This window comes from Luteimonas sp. MC1895 (assembly GCF_016457215.1).
Lineage (GTDB): Bacteria > Pseudomonadota > Gammaproteobacteria > Xanthomonadales > Xanthomonadaceae > Luteimonas.
The window spans coordinates 1,159,581-1,176,021 of the sequence record NZ_JAEMDY010000001.1; the positions used below are offsets into that span (position 1 = coordinate 1,159,581).

General features: G+C 71.6%; 15 protein-coding genes. 5 read left to right on the forward strand and 10 right to left on the reverse strand.

The window, feature by feature from the left end:
* Positions 1 to 48 precede the first annotated feature (48 nt).
* The 3 genes from JG616_RS05150 to cysC are packed head-to-tail and all read left to right on the forward strand — an operon-like array spanning position 49 to position 4,237.
* On the forward strand, positions 49 to 1,497 hold the full coding sequence (locus JG616_RS05150; protein WP_199360470.1) for a mannose-1-phosphate guanylyltransferase/mannose-6-phosphate isomerase: 1,449 nt from the start codon (positions 49 to 51) through the stop codon (positions 1,495 to 1,497).
* The gene (cysD, locus tag JG616_RS05155; protein WP_199360472.1) at positions 1,494 to 2,405 is read left to right on the forward strand and encodes a sulfate adenylyltransferase subunit CysD; all 912 of its coding nucleotides are present in this window, start codon (positions 1,494 to 1,496) and stop codon (positions 2,403 to 2,405) included. Before JG616_RS05150 ends, cysD begins: the two co-directional genes overlap by 4 nt.
* Entirely contained in the window at positions 2,405 to 4,237 is a 1,833-nt protein-coding gene (cysC, locus tag JG616_RS05160; RefSeq protein ID WP_199391863.1) for an adenylyl-sulfate kinase, read from the forward strand. The genes cysD and cysC overlap by 1 nt, the downstream gene beginning before the upstream one ends.
* A gap of 618 nt (positions 4,238 to 4,855) precedes the next feature.
* On the opposite strand, the gene JG616_RS05165 is transcribed toward cysC, so the two are convergent.
* Both JG616_RS05165 and JG616_RS05170 read right to left on the reverse strand, forming a co-directional pair.
* Positions 4,856 to 5,134 (reverse strand): GlsB/YeaQ/YmgE family stress response membrane protein, encoded by a 279-nt coding sequence (locus JG616_RS05165; protein WP_199360476.1) that lies wholly within the window; start codon positions 5,132 to 5,134, stop codon positions 4,856 to 4,858.
* Between the two features lie 83 nt (positions 5,135 to 5,217).
* Positions 5,218 to 6,711, reverse strand: a complete 1,494-nt coding sequence (locus tag JG616_RS05170; protein WP_199391971.1) for a M20 family metallopeptidase — start codon at positions 6,709 to 6,711, stop codon at positions 5,218 to 5,220.
* 213 nt (positions 6,712 to 6,924) lie between these two features.
* On the opposite strand from JG616_RS05170, the gene JG616_RS05175 reads away from it, so the two are divergent.
* Together JG616_RS05175 and JG616_RS05180 are read left to right on the forward strand one after the other, a co-directional pair.
* Positions 6,925 to 7,281, forward strand: a complete 357-nt coding sequence (locus JG616_RS05175) for a helix-hairpin-helix domain-containing protein (protein WP_199391864.1) — start codon at positions 6,925 to 6,927, stop codon at positions 7,279 to 7,281.
* A 148-nt stretch (positions 7,282 to 7,429) separates the two neighbouring features.
* Positions 7,430 to 8,077 carry a HutD family protein gene (locus JG616_RS05180; protein WP_199360480.1) on the forward strand — a complete coding sequence of 216 codons (648 nt, stop codon included), beginning with the start codon at positions 7,430 to 7,432 and terminating at the stop codon, positions 8,075 to 8,077.
* On the opposite strand, the gene JG616_RS05185 is transcribed toward JG616_RS05180, so the two are convergent.
* The 8 genes from JG616_RS05185 to JG616_RS05220 all read right to left on the reverse strand — a co-directional run bounded on the left by JG616_RS05185 (position 8,071) and on the right by JG616_RS05220 (position 16,426).
* Positions 8,071 to 9,765, reverse strand: coding sequence for a sulfite reductase subunit alpha (locus tag JG616_RS05185; protein ID WP_343224976.1), 1,695 nt, complete (start codon positions 9,763 to 9,765; stop codon positions 8,071 to 8,073). The two genes, JG616_RS05180 and JG616_RS05185, sit on opposite strands and share 7 nt — an antisense overlap.
* 16 nt (positions 9,766 to 9,781) lie before the next feature.
* The gene (locus JG616_RS05190) at positions 9,782 to 10,858 is read right to left on the reverse strand and encodes an FAD:protein FMN transferase (RefSeq protein WP_199391866.1); all 1,077 of its coding nucleotides are present in this window, start codon (positions 10,856 to 10,858) and stop codon (positions 9,782 to 9,784) included.
* Complete coding sequence (locus JG616_RS05195; protein WP_199391867.1) at positions 10,858 to 11,739, reverse strand: DUF4198 domain-containing protein; 882 nt, start codon at positions 11,737 to 11,739, stop codon at positions 10,858 to 10,860. Before JG616_RS05195 ends, JG616_RS05190 begins: the two co-directional genes overlap by 1 nt.
* 24 nt (positions 11,740 to 11,763) lie before the next feature.
* Positions 11,764 to 12,279 (reverse strand): DUF2271 domain-containing protein, encoded by a 516-nt coding sequence (locus tag JG616_RS05200; RefSeq protein WP_199391868.1) that lies wholly within the window; start codon positions 12,277 to 12,279, stop codon positions 11,764 to 11,766.
* Positions 12,280 to 12,302: 23 nt separating this feature from the next.
* Positions 12,303 to 12,947: a PepSY-associated TM helix domain-containing protein gene (locus tag JG616_RS05205; RefSeq protein ID WP_199391869.1), complete on the reverse strand. Its 645-nt coding sequence runs from the start codon at positions 12,945 to 12,947 to the stop codon at positions 12,303 to 12,305.
* A 67-nt stretch (positions 12,948 to 13,014) separates the two neighbouring features.
* A complete protein-coding gene (locus JG616_RS05210) occupies positions 13,015 to 15,399 on the reverse strand; it encodes a TonB-dependent receptor (RefSeq protein WP_199391870.1) in 2,385 nt (794 codons plus the stop codon).
* Positions 15,400 to 15,572: 173 nt separating this feature from the next.
* On the reverse strand, positions 15,573 to 15,905 hold the full coding sequence (locus tag JG616_RS05215) for a non-heme iron oxygenase ferredoxin subunit (RefSeq protein ID WP_199360496.1): 333 nt from the start codon (positions 15,903 to 15,905) through the stop codon (positions 15,573 to 15,575).
* On the reverse strand, positions 15,902 to 16,426 hold the full coding sequence (locus JG616_RS05220; protein ID WP_199360499.1) for a GNAT family N-acetyltransferase: 525 nt from the start codon (positions 16,424 to 16,426) through the stop codon (positions 15,902 to 15,904). The genes JG616_RS05215 and JG616_RS05220 overlap by 4 nt, the downstream gene beginning before the upstream one ends.
* Positions 16,427 to 16,441 lie beyond the last annotated feature (15 nt).

A 16,441-nucleotide genomic window follows, 5' to 3' on the forward strand; every position in this document is an offset into this window, starting at 1 on the left:
CAGGGTAAACTCCGCGCTTGCCCCACGACAGCGCAGGCCCACCGCACCATGACCCAGCTGCAACCCGTGCTCCTGTCCGGAGGCTCCGGCACGCGGCTGTGGCCGTTGTCGCGCGAGGCCTATCCGAAGCAGTTCCTGGCCTTGGCGGGCGAGCGGACGATGCTGCAGGACACCTGGCTGCGGGTGGCGCCCCTGTCGACCCTGGCGCCGATCGTGGTCGCGAACGAGGAGCACCGCTTCCTGGCCGGCGAGCAGCTGCGCCAGGTCGGCGTCGACGGCGCCGCCATCGTGCTCGAACCGGTGGGCCGCAACACCGCGCCGGCGATTGCCGCGGCCGCGCTGCAGGCGATGGCCGGGGGCGCTGATCCGCTGCTGCTGGTGCTGCCCTCGGACCACGTGGTGCGTGACGCGGCCGCCTTCCAGGCCGCCGTGCGCGAAGCGATGCCGGCGGCGGAATCCGGCGCGCTGGTGACCTTCGGCATCGTGCCCGAAGCCCCGGAAACAGGGTTTGGATACATCCAGGCTGGTGCGGACCAGGCGCGAGCGAACGAACCCGGCGCGGCAGGGCCTGGCGGGGCGGTTGGCGTGCGCCCGGTGCTGCGCTTCGTCGAGAAGCCCGATGCCGCCACCGCCCAGGCGTACCTGGACGCCGGCGGCTACTACTGGAACAGCGGCATGTTCCTGTTCCGCGCATCGCGCTACCTCGAAGAGCTGGGCCAGTTCCGTCCCGACATGCTCGAGGCCGTGCGCCGCGCCTTCGACGGTGCCGGCCGCGACGGCGACTTCGTGCGCCTGGAGCGCGACGCCTTCGCCGCGTCGCCCTCGGACTCGATCGACTACGCGGTGATGGAGCGGACCTCGCGCGCCATGGTGCTTCCGGTCGACATCGGCTGGAACGACGTCGGCTCGTGGTCGGCGCTGTGGGCGGTCAGCCCGCAGGATGCCGACGGCAACGCCCACAACGGCGAGGTCATCGCCGTCGACAGCCACGGCAGCTACGTCTGGTCGCGGCGCATGGTCGCCCTGGTCGGCGTCGATGACCTGGTGGTGGTGGAGACCGACGATGCGGTGCTGGTCGCGCGCAAGGACCGGGTGCAACAGGTCAAGGAGGTGGTCGCGCAGCTCAAGGCCGGCGACCGCAGCCACGCCGTGCTGCACCGCGAAGTGCACCGGCCCTGGGGCAGCTACGACTCGATCGACCAGGACGAGGGCTTCCAGGTCAAGCGGATCAAGGTCAAGCCCGGCGGCCGGCTGTCGCTGCAGTCGCACACGTGCCGCGCCGAGCACTGGATCGTGGTCCGCGGCACCGCGCGCGTGACCCGCGACAACGACGTCTTCGAGCTGCACGCCAACCAGTCGACCTACATCCCGCTGGGTGCGAAGCACCGGCTGGAGAACCCCGGCACCGAAGTGCTGGAGCTGATCGAGGTGCAGTCGGGCGACTACCTGGGCGAAGACGACATCGTCCGCTACGAAGACGTCTACGGGCGCTCGTGAACGCAGGCGCGATCGGCCGGCAGCTGGACCGCCTCGAGGCGGAGAGCCTGCACATCCTGCGCGAGGTCGCGGGCCAGTGCCGCCGGCCGGTGATGCTGTATTCGATCGGCAAGGACAGCTCGGTGCTGCTGCACCTGCTGCTGAAGGCGTTCGCGCCGGCCAGGCCGCCGATCCCGCTGCTGCACGTCGACACCACGTGGAAGTTCCGCGAGATGATCGCCTTCCGCGACCGCCGCGCGGCCGAGACCGGCGTCGAGCTGCGCGTGCACATCAATCCCGACGGCGTGCGCGACGGCATCGGGCCGCAGAGCCACGGCGCCAGCCGCCACACCGAGGTGATGAAGACCCTGGCGCTGAAGCAGGCCCTGGCCGAAGGCGGCTACGACGCCGCGATCGGCGGCGCACGCCGCGACGAGGAGAAGTCGCGCGCCAAGGAGCGCGTGTTTTCCTTCCGCGACGGCAACCAGCGCTGGGATCCGCGCCGGCAGCGTCCGGAGCTCTGGAACCTGTACAACGCGCGCGTGAATCCCGGCGAAAGCACGCGCGTCTTCCCGCTGTCGAACTGGACCGAGCTGGACGTGTGGCGCTACATCCGCCGCGAACGCATCCCGGTGGTGCCGCTGTATTTCGCCGCCGAACGGCCGGTGGTCGAGCGTGACGGCACCCTGGTGATGGTCGACGACGATCGCTTCCAGCTGCGCGCCGGCGAGCAGCCGGTGCTGCGGCGCGTGCGATTCCGCACGCTGGGCTGTTATCCGCTCACCGGTGCCATCGACTCCGCGGCGAGCGACCTCGACGCGATCATCGCGGAGATGGAGGCGGGCACGCAGTCCGAGCGGGCAGGGCGCCTGATCGACCACGCCGAGGGCGACTCGATGGAGAAGAAGAAGCGCGAGGGCTATTTCTGATGGCGCGCGACTTCCTGCGCATCGTCGCCTGCGGCAGCGTCGACGACGGCAAGAGCACCCTGATCGGGCGCCTGCTGGCCGAAGCCGGGCGCGTGCCGGACGACGAGCGCGCGGCGCTGGCCAGGGCCAGCGTGAGCCACGGCACCCGCGGCGGGGAGATCGACTACGCCCTGCTGCTCGACGGCCTCGAGGCCGAGCGCGAGCAGGGCATCACCATCGACGTCGCCTGGCGCCACCTGGACACGCCGCGGCGCCGCTTCCTGATCGCCGACTGCCCGGGACACGTGCAGTACACGCGCAACATGGCCACGGGTGCCTCCGTCGCCGACCTCGCGATCGTACTGGTCGACGCGACCCGCGGGCTGCTGCCGCAGACCTTCCGCCACACCGCCATCGCCTCGATGTTCGGCGTGCGCCACGTGCTGCTGGCGGTCAACAAGATGGACCGCGTCGGCCACGACCAGGCGGTGTTCGATGCCATCGCCGCGGCCTACCGCGCGCATGCGGCGAAGCTCGGCATCGCCGACGTGGAAGCGATTCCGCTGGCCGCCGCCACCGGTGCCAACGTCACCGTGGCCGCCGGGGACGCGATGTCCTGGTACACCGGCCCGACGGTGCTCGGCCACCTCGAATCCGTTGTGGTGGCACCGCGCGGCGCCGGGCTGCCGGCGCGCCTGCCGGTGCAGCTGGTGCTTCGCGACGGCGAAGGCGGCCGCTGGCTGGCCGGTACGCTCGCCTCCGGCACGCTGCGGACCGGCGACGCCCTGCGGATCGAACCCGATGGCGTTGCGGCGACCGTGGCGGCGCTGCGCCGCTCGGGCGATGCGGCGGCGGAGGTGCACGCCGGCGACGCCGTCTCGGTGCGGCTGGCCGAGGACGTCGACGCCGCGCGCGGTGACGTGCTGGCCGCCGCTGGCGCGCCGCTGGCGGCCACCGACCAGTTCGTCGCCGACCTGCTGTGGTTCGACGATGCCGCCCTGCTGCCGGGCCGCCGCTACCAGCTGCAGTCGGGGCCCTGCGTGGTCGGCGCGCGGGTGGGCGAGATCAAGCACCTGCTCGATCCGGAGACGCTGCAGCCGTTGGCGGCCAAGCGCCTGCAGGCCAACGACATCGGCGAGGTGGCGCTCTCGCTCGACTCCCCGCTTCCCTACGCGCCCTTCGCCGACGAACCGGCCCTGGGCAGCTTCGTGCTGGTGGACCTGCTGACGCGCGCCACGGTTGCCGCGGGCATGATCCGGCACGGGCTGCGCCGCGCCGACAACATCCACTGGCAGGCGCTGGATGTCACGCCGGGGGTGCGCGCGGGGCTCAAGGGCCAGCGCCCGCGCTGCGTCTGGTTCACCGGCCTGTCCGGCGCCGGCAAGTCGACCATCGCCAACCTGGTGGAGCGCGGCCTGGTCGCGCGCGGCTGCCACACCTACCTGCTCGACGGCGACAACGTGCGCCACGGCCTCAATCGCGACCTCGGCTTCACCGACGAGGACCGGGTCGAGAACCTGCGGCGCATCGCCCATGTCGCGCGGCTGATGACCGACGCTGGGCTGATCGTGCTGGTGAGCTTCATCGCGCCGTTCCGCGCCGAGCGTGCGTCGGCGCGCGCGCTGTTCGACGCCGGCGATTTCATCGAGGTGTTCGTCGACACCCCGCTGGCGGAGGCCGAGCGCCGCGACGTGAAGGGGCTTTACGCCAAGGCCCGCCGCGGCGAGCTGCCGAACTTCACCGGCATCGACTCGCCCTACGAGCCGCCCGAGTCGGCGGAGCTCGTGCTCGACACGCTGGCCGAGAGTCCGGATGCACTGGCCGCGCGCGTGATCGCCCGGCTGCTCGACTGAAAGAGACGTTCTTCTCCCACTTTCGGCAAGGACGCGACAAACGTTCTCTTCCAAAAGTCAGGGCCTTGCGCGTCGCTTGGTTCCGGAACCCTGCACGGCGGGACCCTTGGCGGTGCTGCGGCGCGATGCCTGCTGCCGCTCATGTCCCCCGGCTCCGGCCTGCGGCCGGAGCCTCCTCCTTGACTTCCCGTCAGCAGGCATCGCACCGCAGTCCGGATCGGTTCGGCCGCTGGACGCTGGCCGCAGGGCGAAAGGCGAAGGGCGAAAGGCGAAGGGCGAAGGGCGAAAGGCGAAAGGCGCAAGGCGAAAGGCGCAAGGCCCAGGGAGAACGACGCAGTGCGCAGTGCGCAATGCGCACCGCAGATGATTGTCACGACACGCGGCTTTTGCTCTTCGAAGGAGCGCCCGCAGCCCCGCATCGCTTTGGCGCGTGGCCTGCTGACGGGAAGTCAAGGAGGAGATGCCGGCCCTATGGGCCGGCATCGGGGGACATGAGCGGCAGCAGGCCATGCGTCAAAGCGCCGCGAAGCTGCAGCGCGGCGCCTCCCGCACTCGGGAAACGAACCAGGAAAAAGCCGGGCGATGCCCGGCTTCTTTCGTCCCGTCCGTCGCAGCCGCTCAGCGCCGGCGGCGGCGTCCGTTCACGGCCTCGGCGACGAACAGGATCACGACCGCGCCAATCAGCGAGGCGATGAAACCGACCTTCTCGCCCTGGTCGTACCAGCCCAGCATACGGCCGATCCAGCCGGCGAACAGCGCGCCGACGATGCCGAGCACGACGGTAAGGATGATGCCGATGTCCTGCTTGCCGGGCTTGATCAGGCGCGCCAGCACGCCGACCACGAAGCCCACGAGGATGATCCAGAGCCAGCCGCTGCCGCCAAATACACCGTCCATTGCCGCCCCCTCGAGTGATGAGCCCGGAGCTTAACAGGCGACAGGCGCGGCTGGCGGCCGTCGCCTGCCGGCTCCGCGCGGGCTCAGCAGCAGCCGTGGTCGCCGTGTCGCGTGCCGCTGTCGGCGGCCACCGCCGAGCCGGTGGTCTCGCCACGGCCGCTGGCGGCCTGGTGGGCGGCGATCACCTGCGCGACGCAGGCGGTGACCCGCTTGCCCATCTCGATGTGCAGGAATTCGTTGGGGCCGTGGGCATTGGAATGCGGGCCCAGCACGCCGGTGATCATGAACTGCGCGCCCGGGAACTTCTCGCCGAGCATGCCCATGAAGGGGATCGAGCCGCCTTCGCCCATGTACATCGCCGGCCGGCCGTAGAACGCCTGGCTGGCGGCGTCGATCGCGCTCTCCAGCCACGGCGCCATTGCCGGCGCGTTCCAGCCGGAAGAGGCCTTTTCCAGTTCGAGCGTCACATGGGCGCCATTCGGCGGGTCGCGCAGCAGCGCTTCCTGCAGCATCTCGCCGGCACGCTTGCCGTCGAGCGTGGGCGGCAGCCGCAGCGACAGCTTCACCGCGGTGTGCGGCCGCAGCACGTTGCCGGCTGACTCCAGCACGGGCATGCCGCCAATGCCGGTCACCGACAGCGCCGGGCGCCAGGTGCGGTTGAGCACCAGCCCGGTCAGCTCGTCGCTCATGGGCGTCATGCCGGGCAGGAACGGGAACTTGTCAAAGACGGCGGTGTCGAGCACCTCGGCACACTTTTCCGCCTGCTGCAGGCGCTCGGCCGGGATCTCGACGTGCAGTCCCTCGAGCAGGATGCGCCCGGTCTGCTCGTCCTCGATGCGCGACAGCAGCTGGCGCAGCAGGCGGAAGCTCGACGGCACCACGCCCGAGGCGTCGCCCGAATGCACGCCTTCCTCCAGCACCTTGACGGTGAAGTTGCCGCCGGCGAGGCCGCGCAGCGACGTGGTGCACCAGAGCTGGTCGTAGTTGCCGCAGCCGGAGTCCAGGCACACCACCAGTGAAGGCTGGCCGATGCGGTCGGCGAGGTGGTCGACGTAGGCGGGCAGGTCGTAGCTGCCGGATTCCTCGCAGGCCTCGATCAGCACCACGCAGCGTGCGTGCGGCAGCTTCTGCTGCTGCAGCGCCATGATCGCGGTGAGCGAGCCATAGATCGCATAGCCGTCGTCGGCGCCGCCGCGGCCATAGAGCTTGCCGTCGCGCAGTACCGGCTTCCAGGGGCCGAGGTCGTCGTCCCAGCCGGTCATCTCGGGCTGCTTGTCGAGGTGGCCGTAAAGCAGCACGCAGTCGTCGGCATTGCCGCCGTTGGCCGCCGGGATGTCGATGAAGATCAGCGGCGTGCGGCCTTCCAGGCGCACCACCTCGAGCTGCATGCCGGCGATGTCCTGGGCGCGCGCCCAGTCTTCCATCAGCCTGACCGCGTCCTCCATGTAGCCGTGCTCCACCCAGTCGGCGTCGAACATCGGCGACTTGTTGGGGATGCGGATGTACTCCACCAGCTGCGGCACGATCTCGTCATCCCACTTGGCGGAGACGAAGCGCTCGGCGCGGGCGGGGTCGATCAGGCTGGTGTCCATGGGGGCGTCCTGTGTTCTGCGGTGAAAGCCCGATTCTACGCCCCCCGCCTCGGGCTTTCCGGACAGCGGCGGGCGCAGGACGCCGGCATGGCGGCGGGCGGTGTGGCGATGCCATCGGGCGCGGCTGGCGGTCGAGACTGGCCACGTCGGAGCCAGGAGGGCCCGGCGTCACAGAATCCCCAACGCAAGGAGAGCGCCATGAAGCCCCTGAAATCCGTGCTGGTTCCCGTGCTGCTGTCGCTGCTCGCGGCCGGCAGCGCCATCGCCAGCGAGAAGGTCAACATCAACACCGCCGACGCGGCCACCATCGACCGCGTGCTGGTCAACATCGGCGCGTCCAAGGCCGAGGCCATCGTCGCCCACCGCAAGGCCAACGGCGCCTTCAAGAGCGCCGACGAGCTGGCCAACGTCAAGGGCGTCGGCCTGAAGACCGTGGAGCGCAACCGCGACCGCATCGTGGTCGCCGGCGGTGCGGCGGCCAAGCCCGCTGCCGGCGGTGCGAAGCCGGTGGCCAGGCCGGCCGCCAAGCGCGTGGCGGCGGCCGGCAAGCCCTGAGCGACGGCTCCCGGATCCGGCGCAGGGACGCGCCGGACGCGGTGGACCGTCGGACCCGGGACGATCCCGCCCGCCGATGGCCGATCCCACGCAGCTTCGGGACGCATGGACGCGTCCCGGGCGCCGCGCGCGTGACTACACTCCGCGCATGAGCGGCGATGCATCCCTGCTGCGACACCTTCCGGCCTGCGGCTACCGGCGCCTCCGCTGGCGCAACGGCCTGGGCTGGACGCGCGAGATCCACGCGGTGGCTGCGCCGAATGGCGTCGACGCCTACGCCGACGCCGACGCGGACGCCAACGCCTGGGACTGGCGGCTGTCGATCGCGGAGATCGAGGCCGATACGCCGTACTCCACGTTTCCCGGCGTCGAACGCGAGCAGGTGCTGCTCTCGGGCGATGGCCTTGCGCTGGACTTCGGCGGCGACGATCAGCGGCCGCTGCTGCCACCGCATGGACGGCAGCGCTTCAGCGGGGATGCGTCCGTGCATGCGCGCCTCGAAGGCGCGCGGGCCGAAGTGTTCAACCTGATGTGGAACACCAGGCGGGTGCTGCCGCGTCTCTGGCACCGTCCGCTGGTCGGTTCGATGCTGCTGTTCGTGGAGCCGGGAAGCAGCTGGGCCGTGCACGTGGTGGCCGGACAGCTGACGATCGACGGCGGTCGGTCACTGCCGCTGCTCGAGCGTGGCGACAGCGCGCTGATCGTGGCGGGCGCGGGCCGCGGCCGGCATATGCTCGAGGGCAGTGGCGAACTGCTGCTGGTGCGCGTCGATCCGGCGGCCGGCGCGGCTCAGTAGACGTCGCGGCGGTAGCGGCCCGAGGCGAGCAGATCGTCGACGCGCGCGCTGCCGAGGATCGCGCGCAGCTCGGCGTCCACGCCGGGGGCCATGCCCTGCAGGCTGCCGCAGACGAAGAGCGCGGCGCCATCGTCGAGCCACTGGCGCAGCCGCGCGGCCTGGAGTCGCAGCGCCCCCTGCACATGGCCGGCATGGATGGCCGCGCGATCGGCGGCCAGCGCCGACGGGGGCAGTGCGGCGCCATCGGTGCCGCGCGAGAACGCCAGGTCGAGGCGTGCCAGGGTGCCGTCCGCGAGCCAGCCGAGGATGTCCTCGCGCAGGTGGAAGTCGCGGTCGGCGTGGCGCTCGCCGAACAGCAGCCAGCTGCGGGCGCCGTCGTCGGCTGCGCGTTCGGCCAGGTGCGCGCGCAGGCCCGCGATGCCGGTGCCGTTGCCGAGCAGTACGAGCGGCCGCTGCGCGGGCGGACCGTGGAAGCCCGGGTTCGCGCGCACGCGCAGGTCGACCACGCCGCCCAGCGGCGCGTGGTCGCAGAGCCAGCCGCTGCCCACGCCCGGCGTGCCGTCGGGGCGCAGCATGCGCCGCAGCAGCAGGCGCACCGTGCCTTCGCCGGGGATCGAAGCGATCGAGTATTCGCGCGATGGCAGCGGCTCGAGCCTGTCGGCCAGGGCCTGTGCCTGGATTCCGGCAAGCCCATCGACCGGAGGCAGCTGCGAGCGCGAGACCAGGTCGGCGAGCGGGTGCGCGACGCCGTCGCGCTGCACCCGGGTTGCGCCGTCGAGCCCGGCTGCCGCCAGCAGTGCGCCCACCGCCGCGGGGTCCTGGCGCGGTCCGATCTCGGCGATGTCACCGGCGCGCCAGCATGGGCTGTCGCCGGCCGGAGGCGTGAGCCGCAGTTCGAACACCGGGGCTCCGGCGCTGCCCGGGTTGAGTTCGCGCCGCGCGGCCAGGGTCCAGGCCTCGTAGGCCACCGGCGCCCAGTCGGGCAGGGCGGACGCACCGGCGGCGGTGCCGACGTGGTGCTGCCAGTGGCGCAGCGCCGCCGGATCGGCGTTGTCGACCTCGACCAGGTCGAACAGCGGGATCGCACCGGCATCCTGCAGCCAGCGGTCGAGGGCGTGGCCGAAGGCGCAGTAGTTGCGGTAGCCGCGGTCGCCCAGCGCGAGCACGGCGTAGCGCAGGGCGGGCAGGCGGAGGCCTTCGCACATGGTGGCGCGGATGAATCCAGCGGCAGGGTCGGGCGCGTCGCCTTCGCCCGTGGTGCTGGCGACGAACAGCGCCTGCCGCGCGCTGGAGAGCGTGGCGGCATCCAGCGATGAGATCTCGCGCAGGCGCACGCGCAGCCCCGCGGCCTGCAGGGATCCGGCCGTGCGCTGCGCGAGTTCGAGCGCCTGGCCGGTCTGGCTCGCGTGGACGACCAGCCAGTCGGCGGGTTCCGGAACGCCGGCATCGGCGGCGCTCCGCGCGGCCTGCGTGCGCGCAGCGCGCCGGGCGCGGCGCAGCGTGAGGCCACTCGCGACCAGCCATGCGGCTGACAGCAGCGCCGCCAGTCCGGTCCGCGTGCCGTCCGGCGCCGCGGGCCACCAGGCGTCGCCGTGGAGCGGCACCAGGGCCAGGGCCGCCGCGCACAGGGCGATCAGCGTGCCGGCCTGCGCCGCGCGCGACGCGATCGGGGAGGCGACCGTGCTCACGGCGAAGTCACCGTGCTCACGGCGCCAGGCGCTGCAGGAAGGCGTCGCTGGCATGGGCACGTTCGCCGCCGGCGCCGCGCGTGACCCAGCGCGCGGCGATGCCCCGCGCCTGCGCGAGCGCCAGGCCGTCGATCGGGCCGAGGACCGTCAGCGCGGTCGCCCAGGCATCGGCCTGCAGCGCGCTGTCGGCGACCACGGTCACCGCGCCCGGCGCGTGGTCCACGGGCGCGCCGCTGCGCGGATCGATCGTGTGCGAATACCGTCGCCCGCCGTGTTCGAAGCAGTGCCAGTGGTCGCCGGAGGTGGCGATCGCGGCGTCGTCCAGGACGACGATGCAGGGACCCGCGGCGTCCTCCACGGTGCCGATGCCGGTGCCGGTGCCGGTGCCGGCATCGGCGGCAGCGGCCTGGGCGCCGTCCTCATCCGTGGCACCGGCGTCGCCGTCCGCGTCCTCCGGCCAGGCCTCGGCGAGTACCCGCCACGCGGACCCGTCCGGCTTGCGACCGTAGCCGCGAAGCTCGCCGCCGACCTCGACCAGCGCCGCGCTCACGCCGCGCGCGCGCAGCCACTGCACCACCGCATCGACGCCGTGGCCCTTGGCGATGCCCGACAGGTCCAGGCCAACGCCGCCAGGCTGGAGTGCCCGCTGGGCCGCCTGGTCGAGTTCGACGCGCGTCCAGCCGACGCGTGCGCGGGCATCCGCGCGTGCGTCCGGGTCGGGCGGCCGCCCGCCCTGTCCGCCGGGGCCGAAGCCCCAGGCCTCGACCAGCGGCCCGATCGTGGGATCCACCGCGCCGCCGGTGTCGGCGGCGATGGCCAGCGCTTCGCGCAGCACGTCGAAGAACGGCTGCGGCAGCGCCTGCCAGGTCCCGGCCGGCGCACGGTTGTAGCGGCTGATGTCGGAGCCGTGCTCCCAGGTGCTCATCTGCGCCACGACGCGGTCCAGGCAGGCCTGGATGCCGTCATGCAGCGCGTGCCCGTCGGCGCCGGCCGCCGCCACCACCGAGGCCTGCCAGAGCGTGCCCATGGTCGCGCCCCCCAGCACGTGCACCGCGCCGGCGGGGGCCGCGCACGCGGCGCCGTTGCCGGCCATTACTGCGGCAGCACTTCCAGCGTGGCGACGTAGCGCAGGCGCCGTGCCGTGGCCTGCGGCAGGGTGGCCTTGTCGTCCTCGACGCCGGTCTCGAGCCAGTAGATGCCGGCCTCGGGCCAGGTCACGCGCAGCAGGCCTTGTGCGTCGGTGGTCGCGGCGATGTCGTCCTGCGCGTTGCGGTAACGGGTGCCGCCGCGCACGATCTCGAACGCCAGGCCGGCGGCGGGCTTTCCGTCCACCAGCACGCGGAAGCTGGCTTCCTCGCCGGCGAAGAGGTCGTTGGGATGGGTCACCGGTTCCAGCTCGATGCCTTCGCCGGTGGCCGCGAGCGCGGTGCTGTTGGGCGCGCCGTTGGTGACGAAGGTCTCGACGCGGCTGGCGGTCTGGGTGACCTCCAGGTTCTCGGCGTCGGCCGGCACCTTGGTGGCCAGGTCCTCGGCGGTGGCGTTGCGCAGGAAGCCGCCGCGCGTCGCCGGCGGCGCGCCCGGGCCGGTGGCCGGGGTGCCCGCGGCCTCGGCCCTGGCCTTCGCGGCGAGGCTTTCAGGCGTGTCCCAGCGCGCCGACATGCCGGCGCTGGCGTTGGCGATGCGGTAGGTGCCCGGCTGCGCCAGCTGCACGTCGAAGGTGCTGCGGTACTTGCCGGTGGCGCCGTTGGCCAGCTCGACCTGGCTGCCGTCGGGCGCGGTGACGCGGATGCCGTCCAGCCGCATCGGCACGTGGTCGGGGAAGAACAGCTGGTTGGACACCGCCGCGTCGAAGGTCACCCAGACGTCACTGCCGTTGACCACCGCCTGCGACGGGATGATCCACTGCTTGTGCGCGGAGGCGGCCATGGGCAGCGCGGCGGCGAGCGCAAGCGCGAGGGCGAGGGTCTTCTTCATCGATGGGTCTCCAGGAGTGTTGGATCAGGGCCGGAACGCGAGGCTGACCGCGCCGAGTTCGCTCTGGCCCTGCGCCTTGCCGGACCGGGCGGCCTTGGCCGGCCAGTCGAATGGAATCTTGAGCAGTTCGCGCCCGCCCACCTCGCGCACCGCTTCGACCACCACGGCGTAGCGGCCCGGCGCCAGGCCGGACAGGCGCGGATCGCGCGCGTCGAACTTCAGCGCATGGCGACCTGCCGGGCGGGTGGGGCCACTGACGCCGTCGACCGGAAGCGTCTGCGTGCGCCCGGACTTGCGCCACCACTGGCGCAGGTCGGGCAGCCACTTGGTGCCGTGGCCCTCGGCGGTGTCCTTCTGCATGTACCAGACGGCCAGGTCGGCGGCGGCCTTGCCGTCGGCGCCTTCGACATACACCGCGACGTAGGGCCGGTGGTACTCGGCCACCGTCAGGCGCGGGATCTCGACCTCGACGGTCAGCTCGGCGGCGTAGACGGGCGTGGCCAGCAGGCCGCCGAGGACGATGGTCAGGGGAATGCGCATGGGTGTCGGCTCGCGGTCGGAAGTCAGTGGATGAAGAGCAGCGCCAGCACCACCGGCACCACCAGGCCCAGGCCCACCCAGGGCCAGGTCGTGGGGCGCTGGCGCGCGTGCATCTGCAGCAGGAACAGGCCGGTCAGCGTGAACACGATGCAGGCGATGGCGAAGACGTCGATGAACCAGCCCCATGCAGGACCGCTGTTGCGGCCCTTGTGGAGGTCGTTGAGGTAGGACACCCAGCCGCGGTCGGTGCGCTCGTATTCGACCGTGCCGCCGGCCTTGTCGATCGCCAGCCAGGCGTCGCGGCCCGGACCCGGCATCGACAGGTAGATCTCGTCTTCCGACCATTCGGCCGCGCGCCCGCCCAGCGGTGCATCGAGCGCGTCGCGCAGCCAAGTCGCCAGGGCCGGCGGCAGCGGCGCGGTGCCGTCCACGTGCGCGTCCAGCTGCGGCCGCAGGTGGTCGGGCAGCCCCAGCTGCCGGGTGTCGACCCTCGGGTCGCCCTCGATCTTCGCGGCGTGGTTGAGCGTGATGCCGGTGACCGCGAACAGCAGCATCCCGACCAGGCAGACCGCCGAGCTGATCCAGTGCCACTGGTGCAGGGTGCGCAGCCAGAAGCCGCGGCGCTGGCGGGCGTCAGCGCTGGCGCTGGAGGAAGGCGGTGCCGTCACGACTGGACCGGGAGGGGAAAGCGCGGAGTATAGCGGGCAGTGAGACGCATTCTCATCGCTGGGGGGCTCAGAACTGCACGTTCAGGCTGACCCAGAGGTTCCGCGCCTTGTCCTTGTTGTTGTAGTCGTCCAGATAGGTCGGCAGCCATTCGCCGGTGCCCGCGTCCTGCGTCCACAGGGTCTCGAACGACGTGAAGTCCTGGTCCAGCAGGTTGTTGATGCGCGCGTTGACCGCGACCCGGTCGCTGAAGCGGTACTGCGCGCCAAGGTGGAACACGGTGTAGTCCTCGTAGTCGCGGCGCACGCCGTCGAACACGTCGCGGTAGCGCGCGGAGCGGATTTCCGAGACCAGCTGCATGCTGAAGCGCTCGCTGGCCTGCCAGCCGAGGGTGGCGTTGGCCATGTGCTTCGCCGTGTCGGTCAGCGGCAGGCCCTGCTGCGGGCCGCTCAGCTGCTCGCTGTCGGTATACGTGTAGTTCGCGCGCAGCGACACGGCCTCGGTGATGCCCCAGCGCCCGGCCAGCTCGGCGCCCTGCACGCGCACCTCGTCGATGTTGATGTTCTGCGCGTAGGTGGTGTAGCCGAGCAGGCCGTAGTCACCGAGGTTGGCGCAGGGGCGGACGCCGCCGGTCTGCGCGCAGCTCAGGCTGGTCTCGCCGCGGGCGATCTTGTCGTCGAAGTCGTTGCGGAAGACGGTGACGTTGAAGTTGTGGCGGCTGTCGGGCGAGGTCCAGTACAGCGCGACCTCGCTGTTGACGCTGGTCTCGGGCTCCAGGTCCGGGTTGCCGACGAAGGGCGAGGTGCCCTGGCCGCCAAAGCCGGTGACGCCGTCGTAGAGATCGGTGGTCTTGGGCGTCTTGTAGCCGGTGCTGATGCCGCCCTTCAGGGTCCAGGCCGGGGACACGTCCCAGACCGCATAGGCGCGCGGGCTGAGGTGGCTGCCGAAGACGTTGTGGTCGTCGTGGCGCAGGCCCAGGGTGATGGTCAGCGCGTCGACCGGGTTCCAGTTGTCCTCGGCGAACAGCGACCACATCCGGTGCTCCTGGACCGTGCCGCCACCGTCGCCGCCGTCTTCCATGCCGAACACGCCGTCCTCGAGCTCGCCGTCGATGAGCTGGCCGCCGACCACGAGGTGGTGGCGCTCGCCGACGGCGAAGTCGAACTTGGCGTCGAGCGTGTACTGGCTGCTGTCCATCGTGCGGCCGGGCCGCGGCAGGAAGGTGTCGGCCACCAGCTGGCGGCGCTGCGCGCGGGTCAGCCCGGCGTAGGGCCCGGTGCCGCAGGTGGCCGCGTTGTTGCAGTACATGTCCAGGTGCAGCAGCCGCTCGGCGACGGTGAAGGGCAGGGTGCGGCCATGGTTGGCGGTGTCGATGTGGGCCAGCGACACGAAGCTGTTGCCCCAGTCCCACTGGCCCTGCCAGGTGAGGGCCCACTGGTCGCGGGTGAACTCCTGGTCGGAGGCGTAGCCCACGCGCGGCGCCGCGCGCCACAGGCCTTCGATGCCGTCGACCGTGCCCAGCGGATAGGTCTCGGTGCCGAGGTTGTTGATGTAGGGCGTGTTGTCGTATTCCTGCTTCGAGGTGTCGTAGTCGAAGACCAGGCTCTGGTATTCGCTGGGCGTCCAGCTGAGGGTGAGGCCCGCCGAACGGTTGGTGTTGTCCACGGTCTTGCCGCCGCCGCCGAAGCCCAGCGAACGTTCCACCTGGGTACCGTCGGGCGCGCTGATCACCTCGTAGTCGGGCGTCGAGGCATCACGCTCGTACCAGGAGCCGCGCACGCCCAGGCCGAGCCGGTCGCGGACCAGCGGGCCACTCAGCGCGAAGTCGAAGGTGCTGTCGGTCCCGAAGTCGTCGTTCTCCTGGACATTGCGCGACACCGTGGCCGAACCGCGCCAGTGCTCGCCGACCTTGCGGGTGATGATGTTGACGACGCCGCCAAGCGCATCGGCGCCATACAGGGTCGAGGCCGGCCCGCGGATCACCTCGATGCGCTCGATCATGTCCAGCGGCGGGATGTGGTTGAACTGGTTGCCGCCGAAGCTGTTGGGATAGATGTCGCCGTGGTTGTTCTGGCGCCGTCCGTCGACCAGGATCAGGGTGTAGTCGGGCCCCATGCCGCGCATGCTGATGGTCTTCTGCCCGGTCTTGTCCGAGGTCTCGCCCACGTCCACGCCTTCCAGGTCGCGCACCGCGTCGATCAGGGTGATGTAGGGACGGGTGACCAGCTCCTCGCGGGTCACCACGCTGATGCTCGCCGGTGCGTCGGTGAGCTTCTGCTCGAAGCCGGCGGCGGTGACCACGATGGTGTCGAAGTCCGTGGTGGCGACGGCACCCACCGGCAGGGTGTCCTGCGCCAGCGCCGCGGACAGCGGGAGCAGGGCTGCGATCGAGGCGGACAGGACGGTGGGCGCGAGCGCGCGGCGCCCGTGCAGGCGGGCAGCGTGGGTGGACATGGACGTTTCTGGCTCCGAGGCGGTATGGCGGATGCCTGACGTCACTGGCGGCTGCTGGACGGGTCGAGGCGTTGGCCGGCTTCCCGATAGGGTCCGGCGTGACCGGGAGCATGTTAATGAGAACCATTCACAGCTGCAAGCGATTGTCAGCCGGCCCGGCCTCCAGCGCGGACCTAGTCGCGGTCGTCGCGGGCCCAGACGCCGTCGTGTTCGCGCTTCACCGGGAACCTGGCCACCGGCTCGTAGGCCGGGGCGCACAGTGCGCGGCCATCGCGGACGTCGAATTTCGCCCCGTGCAGCACGCATTCGATCGTCCCGGTGACGGCATCGAAGCTGCCCGCCGACAGCTCGAAATCCTCGTGGCTGCAGGTGTCCTCGAGCGCATAGAGCTCGCCGTCGAGGTTGAGCACGAGGATCGGCGCCCCGGTGACCTCGTCGAAGGTCCCGCGCATCTCGCCGGGCAGCAGCTCCGCGCTCGCGCAGACGAAGGTCCAGGTGTCGCTCACAAGGCTTTCTCCAGGACTTCGAAGCGCAGGTCGTCGCGCTTCGGGATGCCGAAGCGGACGTCGCCATACGGGAAGGGGTGGTACACGCCGGTGCGCCGGTAGCCCAGGCGCCCGTACCAGGCGATCAGCTCGTCGCGCACGTCGATCACGGTCATCTGCATCGCCGGCAACCGCCAGTCGTCGCGGACGATGCGTTCGCACTCGCCCAGGGTCGCCCGGCCGAGACCGGCGCCCTGGCAGGTCGGTTCGACCGCGAACATGCCGAAGTAGCCGCGCCCGCCGAGATCGGCGACGTGGGCGCAGGCCAGCAGGACAGGCCCCTGGAGGCCCAGTACGACGCGGCTGCCGGGGCGGGCGATATCCGCGGCCAGCACCCCGGCATCGATGCGTTCGCCGTCGAGCAGGTCGGCCTCGGTGGTCCAGCCGGCGCGGCTGGCGTCGCCGCGGTAGGCGCGGGTCACCAGCTGCACGATGGCGTCGATGTCGGATCCGGTGGCGGCGCGGAACTGCAGCGTGGTCATCCCGCAATTGTGCCG

Coding starts and splice junctions, on each gene's coding strand:
- JG616_RS05165 (WP_199360476.1), bottom strand. CDS start 5,134: ATGGACGGTGTATTTGGCGGCAGCGGCTGGCTCTGGATCATCCTCGTG.
- JG616_RS05190 (WP_199391866.1), bottom strand. CDS start 10,858: ATGGCCGGCAACGGCGCCGCGTGCGCGGCCCCCGCCGGCGCGGTGCAC.
- JG616_RS05180 (WP_199360480.1), top strand. CDS start 7,430: ATGAGCGGCGATGCATCCCTGCTGCGACACCTTCCGGCCTGCGGCTAC.
- cysC (WP_199391863.1), top strand. CDS start 2,405: ATGGCGCGCGACTTCCTGCGCATCGTCGCCTGCGGCAGCGTCGACGAC.
- JG616_RS05200 (WP_199391868.1), bottom strand. CDS start 12,279: ATGCGCATTCCCCTGACCATCGTCCTCGGCGGCCTGCTGGCCACGCCC.
- JG616_RS05150 (WP_199360470.1), top strand. CDS start 49: ATGACCCAGCTGCAACCCGTGCTCCTGTCCGGAGGCTCCGGCACGCGG.
- JG616_RS05210 (WP_199391870.1), bottom strand. CDS start 15,399: ATGTCCACCCACGCTGCCCGCCTGCACGGGCGCCGCGCGCTCGCGCCC.
- JG616_RS05220 (WP_199360499.1), bottom strand. CDS start 16,426: ATGACCACGCTGCAGTTCCGCGCCGCCACCGGATCCGACATCGACGCC.
- JG616_RS05175 (WP_199391864.1), top strand. CDS start 6,925: ATGAAGCCCCTGAAATCCGTGCTGGTTCCCGTGCTGCTGTCGCTGCTC.
- JG616_RS05195 (WP_199391867.1), bottom strand. CDS start 11,739: ATGAAGAAGACCCTCGCCCTCGCGCTTGCGCTCGCCGCCGCGCTGCCC.